Raw genomic sequence first — 14383 nt, 5'->3', positions numbered from 1 at the left:
AGCGTTCACCTTCAGTCCATTGCAACGCTTGGACGTGCTGTCGTTGCATTTTGTTTCAGGCATTCGCAACGATGTCAACGCTCTCACCTGCATGAATAAGGTTTCATCGCAACGAACTTCTTGCAGCGACTTGGAAAGCAACGTAGCTTTTCCTTCATCGGAAACAACAAGTCGCAGGAGAACATCATGCAGAAGTTCGACACCCCCGCCCCGATCGCCACCGTCCTGGACATCCCCGCCGGCCGGGTCCGCTTCATCGCCGCCGACCGCGCGGACACCGCGATCGAGGTCCGGCCCGCGGACGCTTCCAAGGGCCGCGACGTGAAGGCGGCGGAGCAGACGAAGGTCGCTTACACCGACGGCGTGCTGCGCATCGAGGCCTCGGCCGGGAACCAGTACCTGGGCGCCTCCGGCGCCGTCGAGGTGACCGTCCAGCTGCCGGCCGGCTCCCGCATCGAGGCCAAGATGGCGAGCGCCGAGTTCCGGGGGGTCGGACGCCTCGGCGACGTCACCTTCGAGGGCGCGCAGGCCACGGTCAAGATCGACGAAGCCGCGAGCGCCCACCTGACCCTCGCCGCCGGCGACATCACGGTCGGCCGCCTGTCCGGCCCCGCACGGATCACCACCCAGAAGGGCGACCTGCGCATCACCGAGGCCCTGCGCGGCACGGTCGAACTGCGCACCGAGTACGGGCAGATCGAGGTCGGCGTCGCCCGCGGGGTCCGCGCCACCCTCGACGCCGGCACCGGCCACGGCCGGATCCACAACGCCCTCGACAACAGCGACGGTGCCGCCGTCGGCCTCAGCATCCACGCGACCACCGCCTACGGCGACATCGCCGCCCGCAGCCTGTAAAGGACCCCTCCCATGACGAACCTGGCCATCACCGCGAACGGGCTGCGCAAGTCCTACGGGGACAAGGTCGTGCTCGACGGCATCGACCTGGCCGTCCCCGAAGGCACGGTCTTCTCCCTGCTCGGCCCGAACGGCGCCGGCAAGACCACCGCCGTCAAGATCCTCTCCACCCTCGTCTCCCCGGATCCCGCCTCCGGCGAGATCCGGGTCGGTGGCCACGACCTGGCCACCGACCCGCGGGCGGCCCGTGCCGCGATCGGGGTCACCGGGCAGTTCTCGGCGGTCGACGGGCTGATCACCGGCGAGGAGAACCTGCTCCTCATGGCGGACCTGCATCACCTGTCCAAGGGGGAGGGGCGGCGGGTGGCCGCCGAACTCCTCGAGCGGTTCGACCTGGTGGAGGCGGCGAAGAAGCCCGCCTCGACCTACTCCGGGGGGATGAAACGGCGGCTGGACATCGCCATGACGCTGGTCGGGGATCCGCGGATCATCTTCCTCGACGAGCCGACCACGGGGCTCGATCCCCGGTCCCGGCACACCATGTGGCAGATCATCCGCGGGCTCGTCGCGGGCGGAGTGACCGTCTTCCTCACCACCCAGTACCTGGAGGAGGCCGATCAGCTCGCCGACCGGATCGCGGTGCTGAACGGCGGCAAGATCGCGGCCGAGGGTACGGCCGAGGAGCTGAAGCGGCTGATCCCCGGAGGCCACGTACGCCTGCGGTTCTCCGACCCGGCCGTCTACCGGTCCGCCGCCACCGAGCTGCACGAGGCCGCCCGGGACGAGGAATCCCTCACCCTGCGGATCCCCGGCGACGGCAGCCAGCGCGCGCTGCGCGACCTGCTCGACCGGCTGGGCTCGGCCGGCGTGGAGGCGGACGAACTGTCCGTGCACACCCCCGACCTCGACGACGTGTTCTTCGCCCTGACCGGCACCGACCCGCGCCCCGGCCGGTCCGACCTGAACGACCTGAACGACCTGAACGACCTGAACGACCTGAACGACCACCAGAACCAGGAGACCGACCGATGAGCACCCTCGCCCTCGCCGTCCGCGACTCGTCCACGATGCTGCGCCGCAACCTCCTGCACGCCCGGCGCTACCCGTCCCTGACGCTGAACCTGCTCCTCACACCGATCATGCTGCTCCTGCTCTTCGTCTACATCTTCGGCGACGTGATGAGCTCCGGCCTGGGCGAAGGCGGCGGGGACCGCTCCGCCTACCTCGCCTACCTCGTGCCGGGCCTGCTGCTGATGACCATCGGCAGCACCACGATCGGCACCGCGGTGTCGGTCTCCACCGACATGAGCGAGGGCATCATCGCCCGCTTCCGCACGATGGCGATCCACCGCGGGTCGGTGCTCATCGGGCACGTCGTCGGCAGCGTGATCCAGTCGATCGCGAGCGTGGTCCTGGTCGGGGCCGTCGCGGTGGCCATCGGCTTCCGGTCCACGGACGCGACGGCCCTGGAATGGCTGGCGGCGTTCGGGCTCCTCGTCCTGTTCGCCCTGGCGCTCACCTGGATCGCCGTCGGCATGGGCCTCGTCAGCCCGAACGCCGAGGCGGCGAGCAACAACGCGATGCCGCTGATCCTGCTGCCGCTCCTGTCCAGCGCCTTCGTCCCGGTGGAGGGCATGCCGGGCTGGTTCCGTCCCATCGCCGAGTACCAGCCCTTCACCCCGGCCATCGAGACCCTGCGCGGGCTGCTGCTCGGCACCGAGATCGGCAACAACGGGTGGATCGCGGTCGCCTGGTGCCTGGGCCTCGCGGTGCTCGGCTACTTCTGGGCGGCGGCGAAGTTCAACAGTGACCCGAAGTAGCGGCCGGGGCGCCGAGAGCCCCCCGCGCCCCGCCCGCAGGCGGCGTACCCCGACGACAGGTCGGAGTGCGCCGCCTCGTTCGTGTAGGTGCGGGTTACGCGCCGCGGACGGCCCGGAGTTCTCGGTGCTGCCTCTTGGGGGGCGCGGTTTCGTAGCGGGGGGCCGACGGTTCGCCGAGCGTGCCGTTCGCGATGCTGCGGGCTGCTTCCCGTACCGCGGCCGCGAGGGCTTCGACGGACTCGTAGCCCGCGATGTAGGGATGCAGGATGTAGGTGCGGTAGCTGTGCTCCGGTCGCAGGACGAGGTGCCGGTCGACGAGCGCGGCCATGGCGGTCGAAGCGGCGTTCTTGCCGAGACCCACACGAGCCGCGAGCTCCTGCTGGGACACCCGGACCTCGCCACCCGGCTCCTGAAGGTCGATCAGCGCGCTCAGAAGGTCCTGGGCACCGCGTGAGAGCCCCAGCCTGTGGAGCATTCCGTGCCCGAAGGTCGCCTGGATCAGCATGCCGTCTCCTCCTGGTCCCGGCCGAGTTCCAACTGTGTGCTTCGTGGGGCGGGCGGCGCGTTGAGCAGGGGAAACGCGTTCTCCGGGGTCCCTTGGCGCAGCTTAGCCAGGATCTCCTGCTGACGGTCTCCGTTGCCCATGAAGCCGATCAGGGGATTCACGAAGAGGACACCGGGACGGACCTTCTGGATCATGTGCCACTCCTCCAGGCGCCTGACGGCCCGGCTCACGTTGGCCCGCTCGACTCCGAGTCGTTCGGCGATCAGCTTGTGCGTCGCCTTGACCCAGCCCTCCTTCTGCTTGCCGATGCACCAGACCAGGACGGCGGACTGGATGGGCGACATGCCGTGCTGGGCGATGAGGACGGCGAGGACGTCGCTGAGGAACTCGTTGCTGACGGCGCTGAAGCCGGCCGTTCCGTACATCTCGTGCGGGGCCCTCTGGGTGACCCGGACGGCGACGTCGACCCGCTGGACCGGCCGGCCCCGTACAGGGGTTTCTCCGATGAGGTCCGCGAACTTCTCGGTCAGGGTCTCCCTGAACTCCTCGCCGGAGGCGGAGACGGGCACGAGGGGAGGCTGCGAGCCGGAGGCTCGGCGGCTGGGTCGGGGGCGCGCCATGTGCGTGGGTTCCGTCCTGACGTACGGGGAAGTCGTCACGCAGCCTAGCGGTTTGTCCCAGCCCACCGGGACAAAATCTCCCAGGGTTGGCTGCGCCCTGCGCTGCGCTCCGGTGCTCGCTTCTTCGCTTCGGTCGGCCAACCGGTGGCTGGCCGAGTGGGGTTGCGCAGGAAGCAAGCAGCACAGTGGCTGATGCCGTCTGTGGTGCGGAGTAGCACCCGTACGCCGGATGCGGGGTGCGGGCCGCACTGGGCGCACCTTCTGTGGCTGGGCCCGATACGGGCCTAGGCTGGTCAGTGTCGAGCTGCACAACGAAGGGGCAAGGCCGTGTCTTCCGATGCTCCCCCCGACCCGTACGACAACCCCGTCGCGTTCGGGCAACGCGTCCAGATCTACCGCAACCGCCGAGGCATGACCCGCGAGCAACTGGCCGGCCTCCTCGGCCACCACGCCTCGTGGGTGAAGAAGGTCGAAACCGGCAGCATAGGAATGCCGCGCCTGCCGGAGATCCTCCGCATCGCCGAAGTGCTCCGCGTCCGCCGCCTGAACGACCTCGTGGGCGATGTCGGCGCCGAACCGCACACAGACCTGTTCCTCGGGCCCGGTCACGATCGTCTCCCCGCAGTCCGTGCTGCACTCTCCGCATACCCGGCGCCCGGCACCCGTGAGGCCCCCACGAAGGCATATCTGCGGGCCGCGCTGGATGCCGCATGGGCCGCCCGCCACGGGGCGCCCAACCACCGCGAGATCATCGGCCGGTTGCTGCCGGGACTGCTCCGTGACGCGCAGCTCGGAGTCCGCCAGGCCGATACCGCGAGCGATCGCCGCGCGGCCCTCGCCCTCCAGGCCGAGACGTTCTTCCTCGCCCAGTTCTTCGTCGCCTACCAGCCGGACCCCTCCTTGTTGTGGCGGGTGGCCGAGCGTGGCATGGTCGCCGCGCAGGAGTCCGAAGACCTGCACGTGATCGGAGTGGCAGCGTGGCTGGCTGCCCAGGCTCATAGGGACTCCGGGCCGGGGCACTACGACGAGGCGGACGAACTCGTCATGCAAGCACTGCGACTGCTGGAGCCCGGGCTACCCGACGCCCCGCTCGACGTGCAGGCGATCACGGGGGCTCTCCGTGCCGAGGCTGGAATCACCGCTGCGAAACGCCGTGACACCGGTACCGCGTGGGGGTGGTGGGACCGGGCAGGTGGTGTCTCCCGGCAGCTGCCCGCGGACTACTTCCACCGGGTGACGTCCTTCGGCAGAGCTGTGATGGGGGCGCACGGCGTCACCGTCGCGGTCGAACTCCGAGCCGGCAGAGAGTCCGTACGGCAGGCCAACCAGGCTGAGACCGACGCGATCCCGTCCCGGCCGCGCCGGGCTCGGCACCGCATCGAGCAGGCTCGCGCCTACTACCTCGATGGGCAGCGCGAGACTGCTCTGGCCGCGTTGGAGCAGGCGCACGCGGCCGCTCCTGAGACGATCCGCTACAACGGGTACGCCCGCTCGATCGTCTTGGAAGAGACCGCGTCGCGGGTGCCGGAGCGCCGACAACGGGCCAGTCGACTGGCCGTCGACATCGGCATGCTGGCCGCGTAGGGAGAGGGGCCCAAATCGGGCCCCTTTTCCAGTTGCCTCGCCGTCACCCTGATTCCACCACCCGCTGACGACGGTAGGGAGCATCAGGATGAACCCCAGCAGGACACCGACGGTTGAGGAACTTACGGCGCGAGCTCTGGCTCCCTATGCGGAGCGCCCCGACGCCGAGAATGTGGCCCGACTGGTCGATGATCTGATCACGGCGGGGTGCCAACTTCATACCGAGGTGTGCCGGATTCCGGCGGCCCAGCGGACCGAACGTGCGGGAGCCGCGCTGAGCGAGTGGTCGTACTTCATCGACGTGGGTCCATCGACCCGCGGTGACCACGCGAACTGGAACCATGCCAGGGCCTTGGCCCGCATCCTGCGGAACCTCGCGGAAGCCGTCGGGGACCGGGAGCCGGTACGAGGTGATGAGGCGACCGGATGAGGTGTGAGGCCGGTGGTGTCAGTGGTCCCAGTCGGCCGCGGTCTTCAGGAGGCGGTCGTTCGCGTCCGGGGAGCCGATCGTGATGCGGACGCCCTCGTCGCCGAAGGGGCGGACCATGAGGCCGGCCGCCTCGCAGGCGTCCGCGAAGTAGGAGGTGCGGGCGCCGAGGCGAAGCCAGACGAAGTTGGCGTGGCTTTCGGGGACTTCGTAGCCCTCCGCGCGCAGGCCCGCGCTGACGCGCTCGCGTTCCGCCACCAGGTCGGCCACGCGGGCGCGGAGTTCCTCGGTGGCGCGGAGGGAGGCCAGGGCGGCGGCCTGGGCGGGGCCGCTGACGCCGAGGGGGACGGAGCAGGCGCGCAGGGCGGCCGTCACGTGCGGGTGGGCCACCGCGTAGCCGACGCGGAGCGCGGCCAGGCCGTAGGCCTTGGAGAAGGTGCGCAGGACGGCGACGTTGGGGCGGTCGCGGTAGAGGTCGATGCCGTCCGGGATGTCCTCGGCGTCGACGAACTCGCGGTAGGCCTCGTCGATGACGACCAGGATGTGCGGGGGCACGCGGTCCAGGAAGCGCTCCAGTTCGGCGCGGCGGACGGCGGTGCCGGTGGGGTTGTTCGGGTTGCAGACGAAGATCAGGCGGGTGCGGTCGGTGACCGCGTCGGCCAGGGCGTCCAGGTCGTGGGTCTCGTCGCGCAGCGGGACCTGGACGGAGGTCGCGCCGGCGGCCCAGGCCAGCAGCGGGTACGCCTCGAACGAGCGCCAGGCGAAGACCACCTCGTCGCCCGGGCCCGCGGCGGCGGCGACCAGGTGCTGGGTGATGCCGACCGAGCCGGTGCCCAGTACCAGGTGGCCGGCGGGTACGCCGAGGCGCCCGGAGAGCTCCGCGACCAGCTCGGCCGCGGTGGGGTCGGGGTAGCGGTTGAGGCGGCCCAGCCAGGTTCCGACCGCCTCCATCACCGACGGGAGCGGCGGGTACGGGTTCTCGTTCGAGGAGAGCTTGTCGACGAACTCGTCGCGGGCCGCGCGGCCCGGCACGTAGGCGGGGACCGTCGAGACGTCGGCGCGCAGCCGGGGCAGGACCGGACCGGGCGTGGCGGGCGTGGTGGGCATGGGGCTCAATCCTTAGGGGCAGTGTGCCGGACGGGGCGTACGACACCGTCCGGCCGTACCGACGGGGGAGACGGCACGGCCGGACGGTGACCAGGGGGCTGGGGCGAGGGGACGGCGCGGGGCTGAGGGGGGATCAGCCGCGGGCCGCTGCCGGCGGGTTGTAGGGCGAGGGACCGCCGAACGCCCAGCGCAGCCGGGTCGCCCCGTCGATCTGCACCACGCGTTCGATGTCGAACTCGCACATCCGCAGGGCCCCGGGCACGTCCGCCCGGTCGCCCTCGGCCCAGTTGATCCGCGCCTTGCCCGTCAGCTGCAGGGTGTGGCCGGACTCCCAGTCCAGGAAGAGCAGTCCGCAGTTCTCGTTGAGCTGCAGATTGCCCAGGGTCATGTAGAAGGAATTGCCGAAGTAGTCGGGCCATACGAGCCTGCGCGGTCCGGCCACCGTGACGAAGCCGGCGTCGCCGCCCCGGTGCGAGGAGTCCGCACCGTAGCCGTCGGCCTGGCTGGCGATGAAGAAGGTGTCCGCCCCGCGGATCCACTTCTCCTGCTCGGGCGTCAGCGCGTCGCCGTCCCGGGTCTCCCGGGTCGCCGACGCGGGTCCGTCCGCGACCGGGACCCGCACCTGGAGGTACTTGGGGCAGTTGCCCAGGACCTGTTCGGTGCGGATGTGCAGCGCATCGCCTTCGCGCCGCGCCACGCCGTTGATCCGGATCCGGGTCGTCGTGTGCGGTTCGAGGGCGAGCAATCCGATGTCGGCCGTCTCCGTGAAGGCCTCCGCGAGCGGATCGCCCGGTACGGGCAGGGAGGACAGCGTGATCGTGCGCCGGCTCGTGGGGAGGGCGAAGCCGGGGTCGCCCGTGACCAGCGAGGACCACATGGCGCCCGTGGAGTCGGCGCCGCCCAGGAAGAGCATGCGCTGGCGCATCAGGTACTGGTCGAAGCCGGGCTGGATCACGTCGTCGAACATCGGCGAGCCCCAGCCGGGACCGCCTTCGCCGGCCTGCTTCTGGACGGCTTGTTCACCCTCGTGATGGGGGGTCTTGATCACGGGAATCGGGAACCTCCGGTCGGGACGGGCGCCGTGGCCGACGGGATCGCCGTCGGCGGGCGCCCGTCTACGGGGCGCCGGTCAGCGGGCGCCGATCAGCAGGGCGGTGTCCACGACACGGTTGGAGAAGCCCCACTCGTTGTCGTACCAGCCGACGATCTTGACCTGGCGGCCGTCGCCGATCACCTTGGTCAGGCCCGAGTCGAAGATGCACGACGCGGGGTCGGTGACGATGTCGCTGGAGACGATGGGCTCGTCGGTGTAGGTGAGGATGCCCGCGAGGGCGCCCGCGGCGGCCTTCGCGAAGATCTCGTTGACCTCCTCGACCGTCGTCGCGCGGCCGACCCGGACGGTGAGGTCGGTGGCCGAGCCGGTGGGGATCGGCACGCGCAGCGCGTACCCGTCGAGCTTGCCCTTGAGCTGCGGCAGGACCAGGCCGATCGCCTTCGCGGCGCCGGTGGTGGTCGGCACGGTGTTCGTCGCCGCCGAGCGGGCGCGGCGCAGATCGCTGTGCGGGCCGTCCTGGAGGTTCTGGTCCGCGGTGTAGGCGTGGACCGTGGTCATCAGGCCGTGCTCGATGCCGAGCGCGTCGTCGAGGACCTTGGCCAGCGGGGCCAGGCAGTTGGTCGTGCACGAGGCGTTGGAGACGATGTCGTGCACGGCCGGGTCGTAGAGCTCGTCGTTGATGCCGAAGGCGATCGTCAGGTCCTCGTTCTTCGAGGGCGCGCTGATGATGACCTTGCGGGCACCGGCCTCCAGGTGGGCGCGGGCCTTGTGCGCGTCGGTGAAGACGCCGGTGGACTCGATGACCACGTCCACCTCCAGCTCGCCCCACGGAAGCTTCGCGGGGTCGCGCTCGGCGGTCACGCGTATGGTGCGCCCGTCGATGACCAGGTTGCCCTCGACGGCCTTCACCTCGTGCCCGAGCCGGCCGAGCGTGCTGTCGTACTTGAGCAGGTGGGCCAGCGTCGCGGCGTCGGTGAGGTCGTTGACGGCGACCACCTCCAGGCCGGTGCCCCGCTGAAGGGCGGCGCGGAAGAAGCTGCGGCCGATGCGGCCGAATCCGTTGATGCCGACCTTGATCGTCACGTGATACCCCTCGTTCGGAAACTACATCCATGACCGCACGTGAAGCCGCGTCGTCCGGCCAGTCCTCGTCCTCAACTGTACCGGCCGACTTGTGGGACGGCTTGCGTAAATGCGCCTGTTCATGGCGGGTTTACGCATGAAAGCCGAGGTGAGGCCTTGTGTATCGAAACTTCTGATGGCGTACGAGTACCTGCATGCAGGTATGTTTTTATGGGCGTGCCTGTCACGATGACACGACGCTTCCCGGAGCGAGGAGAACGATGGACATGCTGCCCCTTCGCGGGCCGAGCGCATTCGTGCCGGACCGCAGTCCACCGCTCGCCGCGCCCGCCCCGCCCGCCATGGGTACGACGGCGCGGGTGATCCGAGCACACGGCGAGTCCGTGTACGGGACCACCGTCCGCCGCGAGTTCGGAGACGTCACCATCTCCCTCGTCACGGGGGAGGCCCACGAGGCCGTACGTCCCGGCCGCCACATCCGCCCCGACCCGTCCGAGTCCCTGAGGGTGTTCCGGGCACTGGCCGGCGAGATCCACGTCCACCAGGACGGCCGCCGGGGCCAGGCGAGCGGCCCGCAGATCATCTGCTGCGACACCAGCCGCCCGTACCGCCTCATCCTGCCCAGGCCCTTCCACCTGGTCGAGGTCCAGCTGCCGCACCGTCACCTCGGCATGTCGGCCGCAGACACCGCGAAGCTCACCGCCACCGGCTGGTGCGGACGGATGGGCGCCGGAGCCCTGCTCTCCCAGCTCCTCGCCGGACTCCACGACCACGGCACCGAGATCCACTCCGCCGTCGACCGGGTCGGCGCCACCGTGGCGGGCCTGACCGCGGCCGTCCTCGCCGACCGGCTGCGCCACGTGGCCGCCGAGGACGAGGTGGCCCGGCACGACCTCATGCTCAACATCCAGGGGTTCATCCGCGCCCGGCTCTCCGACCCCGACCTCACCCCGCAGGCGGTCGCCGAGCACCACAACATCTCGCTGCGCTACCTCCAGCGGATCTTCCAGGAGCACGGCACCAGCCCCGCCCGGTGGATCCGGGACGAACGCCTCGCCCGCTGCCGGTCGGAGCTGCGCGATCCGCGGCTCGAGCACCTGCCCGTCGGGGTGATCGGCGAACGGTCCGGCCTCTACCAGGCCTCGCACTTCAGCCGGCTCTTCCGCGACCGGTACGGCCTCACTCCGCGCGGCTACCGCACGATGCGCGAGGCCGTGCCCACGTAGGCGACGCGGGCGACGCCGGCCGCGGGGGATGGCGCCGATGAGCACCGCCGACCGACGAGCACAGACGCGTACAGCCGACTACAGCCGACCGACGAGCACTGACATCCGAGGAGGATGACGGATTTGACCGGCACGAGCTTCGAATTCCCCGGTGAGTACTACGAGATCATGCGGAAGGACTTCCGCAACCTCGACGCCGAGACGGAGTTCCTCGCGTCCTTGCTCCCCGACGCGGGCACCGTACTCGACCTGGGCTGCGGCACCGGTTCCAACCTGCGCGCCCTGCGCGAGCGCGGCCACCGCGGCACCGGCGTCGACCAGAGCGCGGCCTTCCTGGAGTACGCCCGGGCCGCCGGCGACGAGGACATCTCCTACGTGGAGGCCCGCGCCGAGGAGTACCGCACCGACGAGCGGTACGACCTCGTGTACAGCCTCTTCATGACGCTGAACTACCTGGACCGCGGCGGGCTCCCGGCCGTCCTGCGCTCCGTCCGCGAACTGCTGAACCCCGGCGGCCAGGTCGTCCTGGAGTTCGGGCACCTGCTGAACTTCGTCGACTCCTTCCAGCCCAACAGCGTCGGCCACCACCGCCGCGACGGGGTCCTCATCACCCGCCTCGCCCGCCAGTTCATCAACGCGCACGCCGCGAACTGGCGCAACGAGGAGACCCTGCTGGTCCGCACCGCGGACGGCACGGTCGCGATGTACGACAACTTCTTCGACCAGGCCGTCCTGACCGGGCCCGAGGTCCGCGAACTGCTGGCCGCGGCGGGACTGACCATCACGGCCGAGTACGGCGGGTTCCGCAAGGAGCCCGCGCCCTTCCACGGCCGGGGCCCGCTCGTCATCGTGGCCACCGCGACCCCTGCCGACACCGCGTCCGACACCGCGTCCGACACCGCTCAGCAAGAGGAGAACCAGGCATGACCGGCACCGGCATATCGCTGCTCGACGGCGGGCCCGCCCCCGAAACCGGCGTCGCGCACCTCGGCGCCGCCCTCGTCCGCGCCGTCGCCGAGAGCGAGGCCGACGGACGCGGCGTGACGTACATTCGCGCCGACGGCACCGAGGTCCACCAGAGCTACGCCGAGCTCCTCGACGGCGCCTCCCGCGTCCTGGGCGGCCTGCGCGCCTCCGGCGCGGCGGTCGGCGAGAAGATCATCCTGCAGTCCGCCGACGACGCGGACCTCCTCGCCGGCTTCTGGGCCTGCATCCTCGGCGGCTTCCTGCCGCTGCCCGTCAGCGCCGACGCGGTCCACGGCCCCGGCCTGCTGGAGCGCGTCTGGGCCGGCTACGGCCGCCCCCGCGTCCTGACCGGCACCGGCCAGGAGCTCGCGCCCGCCGTCACCGCCGACGCCGGCTGGACCGCCGCCCACCTGGGCGACGTGGCGAGCCTGCGCGCCGCCCACGAGCCGGACCTCGCCCGGCACGAGCCGGACGCCGTGGACCCGGCCGTCCTGCTGCTCACCTCCGGCAGCACCGGCGTGCCCAAGGCCGTCAGCCTGACGCACCGCAACATCCTCACGCGCAGCGCGGCCACCTCCCGCGTGAACAAGCTCGACGCGAACACCCGCACCTTCAACTGGATGCCGCTGGACCACATCGGCGGCCTCGTGATGTTCCACGCGCGCGACGTCTTCCTCGGCGCCGCCCAGGTCCACGCCAAGATCCAGTGGGTGCTGGAAGACCCGCTGCGCTGGCTCGACGCCGTCTCCGCCCACCGGGCCGACACCACCTGGGCGCCCAACTTCGCCTTCGTGCTCGTCAACGACCAGGCCGACCGCTTCGAGGGCCGCGGCTGGGACCTGAGCCCGCTGCGCTACATCATGAACGGCGGCGAAGCCGTCCGCTCCGGCGTCGTCCGCCGCTTCCTGGACCTGCTGGCCCCCTACGGGCTGCCCGCCACCGCCATGTTCCCCGGCTGGGGCATGTCCGAGACCACCGCCGGCGTGGCCGACTGCCAGTTCACCGAGGCCGCCGCGGGCGACGACCGCTACGTGCCCGTCGGCCGCCCGCAGCCCGGCACCCGCATCCGGGTCGTCGACGAGCACGGCGCCCTCGTGCCGTGGGGGGTCACCGGCCGCCTCCAGGTCACCGGGTCGACCATCACCTCCGGGTACTACGACAACCCCGTGCAGAACCGGCAGTCCTTCACGGACGACGGCTGGTTCAAGACCGGCGACCTGGCGTACGTCGAGAACGGCATCCTCACCGTCACCGGCCGCACCGACGACGTCATCCAGCTCGGCGAGATCGCCTACCACGGCCACGAGATCGAGGCCGCCGTCGAGGAACTCGACTTCATCGAGCCCTCGTACACCGTCGCCTCCCTGGTCACGGCCGAGCCCGGCGGTGCCGAGGAGCTCGCGGTCTTCTTCAGCCCGCGCGCCGGCAGCATCACCGGCGAACAGGGCGAGCGGATCCGCGAGCGGGTCCGCGAGCGGCTGGGCGTCGACGTACCGCACCTGCTGCCCGTCGACCGGTCCGAGATCCCCAAGACCGGCATCGGCAAGCTCCGCCGCGCGCAGCTCCGCAAGAGCTTCGAGGACAGCCTGGCCACCGTCCCGGCCGGCACCGCGGCCTGACCGTGCGGGTGGTGGCGGGGGGGGGGGGGGGGCCCCCCCCCCCCGCCCCCCCCCCCCCCCCCCCCCCCCCCCCCCCCCCACGTCTCCACCCCCTACGCACGAGGAGCGCCCATGGCGCAGCAGGAGCGAGCCGAGCGGACGCGCAGGGCTCTGATCAACGGCGCCGCCAAGGCCATCGACCTCTACGGCTACGAGGGGGCCTCGCTCGCCGTCATCTGCACCGCCGCAGGAGTGACCAAGGGCGCCTTGATGTACCACTTCCCCGCCAAGGACGACCTGATCAGAGCGGTGCGCACCGAAGCGCGGCAGGCGGTCGTCAGCGCCCTGAGCGCGGTGCCGCACCGCGGGATCCGGCCCTTGCAGGCCGCCGTCGACATGACGCACGCCGTCGCCGGGCGGCTCGGGCACGACCCCGTCGTACGGGCGGGCGCCCGGCTGACCCGGGAGTTCGTGCACTACCCCGACGGCAGCGTCTCCTGGACCGATGCGGTCCGCGAGGAACTGGCCGACGCGCTGGCCGGAGCGGCCGATCCCTGGGGGACGGCCGCGCAACTCGTGTACTCCCTGATCGGGATGGACGTGTGCCTGCGCGCGGAGGAGCACCGCCCGGGCCGCTCCTGCGGGCCGCTGCGCGGGAACCTGACCCGGCTGTGGCAGCTGATCCTGCCGGGGATCCTCGCGGCGCCGCAGGCCGTGGAGCTGTACCGGGCCGAGGGCTCGTCGCCGTACTGCGCCTTCGCGGCCGGTCCCGCGCCGGTCCCCGCACCCGCGTACCTCGGGCCGCGGGGATGAGCGCGGACCGGGTTGGGGCGGGGGTGGGGGCGAGTGTGCCCGATCCGCGTCCGCTCACCGGTGAGCCGCTCAGCCTGGACCTCCTCAACACCCTCTGGCACGACCGGTACGGCCGCTACGACCTGCTGGACTCCACCGCCGGCCTCGCGTGCTGGCTGGCCGGGTCCCGGGTGGCCGCCGCGTACGCCGGCGGCGAGCTGCGTGCCGACCGGGCCACCCTGACCGCGGCCCGGGCCGCGCGCACCGCACTGGCCGGTGTGGCCGGGCGGCCCGATGCGGGGCCGGGGGCGCTCGACGCCTTCAACCGGCTGCTCGACGCGGGGCGGATCCGGCGGCTGCTCACGGCCGCCGGGCCCGTCGAGCGGCTGGAGGCGCCCGACTCGGGGCGGCTGTTCGGGTACCTCGTGGCGGCGGATTACCTGCGGTTGCTCAGCACTGCGGGGGACCGGCTGCGGAGTTGTGCCGATCCGACGTGCGGGTCGTGGTTCCACGACGTCAGCCGGAACGGGACTCGGCGGTGGTGCACGAGCACGGGGTGCGGGAACCGGGCGAAGGCGGCGCGGCACTATGCGCGGCGGACGGCGTCTGCGTCCTGAGGCCCGTCGGGTGCGGCGCCGTTGCCGGGGACTCTGTCCCCGGGCCCCTGCGCCTCAAGCGCCGGCGGGGCTGGGGTGTTGTCGGGGCTTGGTGGCTGCGGCGGGTGGGGCGGTGCCGGGGGCGGGGTG

General features: G+C 71.5%; 15 protein-coding genes. 10 read left to right on the top strand and 5 right to left on the bottom strand.

The genetic code is table 11. The annotated features are described in order from the left end of the window. Positions 1-186 precede the first annotated feature (186 nt). From ACIA8F_RS35480 to ACIA8F_RS35470, 3 genes are read left to right on the top strand one after another with little or no spacing between them, the layout of a single operon-like run. The gene (locus ACIA8F_RS35480) at positions 187-855 is read left to right on the top strand and encodes a DUF4097 family beta strand repeat-containing protein (RefSeq protein WP_399385136.1); all 669 of its coding nucleotides are present in this window, start codon (positions 187-189) and stop codon (positions 853-855) included. Between the two features lie 12 nt (positions 856-867). Continuing rightward, positions 868-1887 (top strand): ATP-binding cassette domain-containing protein, encoded by a 1020-nt coding sequence (locus ACIA8F_RS35475; RefSeq protein ID WP_399385134.1) that lies wholly within the window; start codon positions 868-870, stop codon positions 1885-1887. After that, entirely contained in the window at positions 1884-2675 is a 792-nt protein-coding gene (locus ACIA8F_RS35470) for an ABC transporter permease (protein WP_399385132.1), read from the top strand. The genes ACIA8F_RS35475 and ACIA8F_RS35470 overlap by 4 nt, the downstream gene beginning before the upstream one ends. 94 nt (positions 2676-2769) lie before the next feature. On the opposite strand, the gene ACIA8F_RS35465 is transcribed toward ACIA8F_RS35470, so the two are convergent. Continuing rightward, positions 2770-3180 carry a hypothetical protein gene (locus ACIA8F_RS35465; protein ID WP_399385130.1) on the bottom strand — a complete coding sequence of 137 codons (411 nt, stop codon included), beginning with the start codon at positions 3178-3180 and terminating at the stop codon, positions 2770-2772. Then, entirely contained in the window at positions 3174-3749 is a 576-nt protein-coding gene (locus ACIA8F_RS35460) for a MarR family transcriptional regulator (protein WP_399385128.1), read from the bottom strand. The genes ACIA8F_RS35465 and ACIA8F_RS35460 overlap by 7 nt, the downstream gene beginning before the upstream one ends. A gap of 378 nt (positions 3750-4127) precedes the next feature. On the opposite strand from ACIA8F_RS35460, the gene ACIA8F_RS35455 reads away from it, so the two are divergent. Beyond that, on the top strand, positions 4128-5384 hold the full coding sequence (locus ACIA8F_RS35455) for a helix-turn-helix domain-containing protein (RefSeq protein ID WP_399385127.1): 1257 nt from the start codon (positions 4128-4130) through the stop codon (positions 5382-5384). 88 nt (positions 5385-5472) lie between these two features. Further along, positions 5473-5814, top strand: coding sequence for a DUF6415 family natural product biosynthesis protein (locus tag ACIA8F_RS35450; protein ID WP_399385125.1), 342 nt, complete (start codon positions 5473-5475; stop codon positions 5812-5814). An 18-nt stretch (positions 5815-5832) separates the two neighbouring features. Here the strand turns inward: ACIA8F_RS35450 and hisC are convergent, their stop codons facing one another. From hisC to gap, 3 genes are all read right to left on the bottom strand, one after another. Further along, the gene (hisC, locus tag ACIA8F_RS35445; RefSeq protein WP_399385123.1) at positions 5833-6918 is read right to left on the bottom strand and encodes a histidinol-phosphate transaminase; all 1086 of its coding nucleotides are present in this window, start codon (positions 6916-6918) and stop codon (positions 5833-5835) included. Positions 6919-7051: 133 nt separating this feature from the next. Next, positions 7052-7966: a pyridoxamine 5'-phosphate oxidase family protein gene (locus ACIA8F_RS35440; RefSeq protein WP_399385121.1), complete on the bottom strand. Its 915-nt coding sequence runs from the start codon at positions 7964-7966 to the stop codon at positions 7052-7054. Between the two features lie 81 nt (positions 7967-8047). Beyond that, positions 8048-9055: a type I glyceraldehyde-3-phosphate dehydrogenase gene (gene gap, locus ACIA8F_RS35435; protein WP_383946266.1), complete on the bottom strand. Its 1008-nt coding sequence runs from the start codon at positions 9053-9055 to the stop codon at positions 8048-8050. Positions 9056-9321: 266 nt separating this feature from the next. Between gap and ACIA8F_RS35430 the strand changes: the two genes are divergently transcribed. From ACIA8F_RS35430 to ACIA8F_RS35410, 5 genes are all read left to right on the top strand, one after another. Beyond that, a complete protein-coding gene (locus tag ACIA8F_RS35430) occupies positions 9322-10281 on the top strand; it encodes a helix-turn-helix domain-containing protein (protein WP_399385119.1) in 960 nt (319 codons plus the stop codon). A 114-nt stretch (positions 10282-10395) separates the two neighbouring features. Then, positions 10396-11208 (top strand): class I SAM-dependent methyltransferase, encoded by an 813-nt coding sequence (locus ACIA8F_RS35425; protein WP_399385118.1) that lies wholly within the window; start codon positions 10396-10398, stop codon positions 11206-11208. Then, positions 11205-12866, top strand: a complete 1662-nt coding sequence (locus ACIA8F_RS35420; RefSeq protein ID WP_399385117.1) for an AMP-binding protein — start codon at positions 11205-11207, stop codon at positions 12864-12866. Before ACIA8F_RS35425 ends, ACIA8F_RS35420 begins: the two co-directional genes overlap by 4 nt. A 111-nt stretch (positions 12867-12977) precedes the next feature. Continuing rightward, complete coding sequence (locus ACIA8F_RS35415) at positions 12978-13658, top strand: TetR family transcriptional regulator (RefSeq protein WP_399385115.1); 681 nt, start codon at positions 12978-12980, stop codon at positions 13656-13658. 35 nt (positions 13659-13693) lie between these two features. Beyond that, positions 13694-14254, top strand: coding sequence for a CGNR zinc finger domain-containing protein (locus ACIA8F_RS35410; protein ID WP_399385113.1), 561 nt, complete (start codon positions 13694-13696; stop codon positions 14252-14254). Positions 14255-14383 lie beyond the last annotated feature (129 nt).

This window comes from Streptomyces sp. NPDC051563 (genome assembly GCF_044454225.1).
Classification (GTDB): Bacteria; Actinomycetota; Actinomycetes; order Streptomycetales; family Streptomycetaceae; genus Streptomyces.
This window is presented reverse-complemented; position numbering and strand designations above follow the sequence as displayed.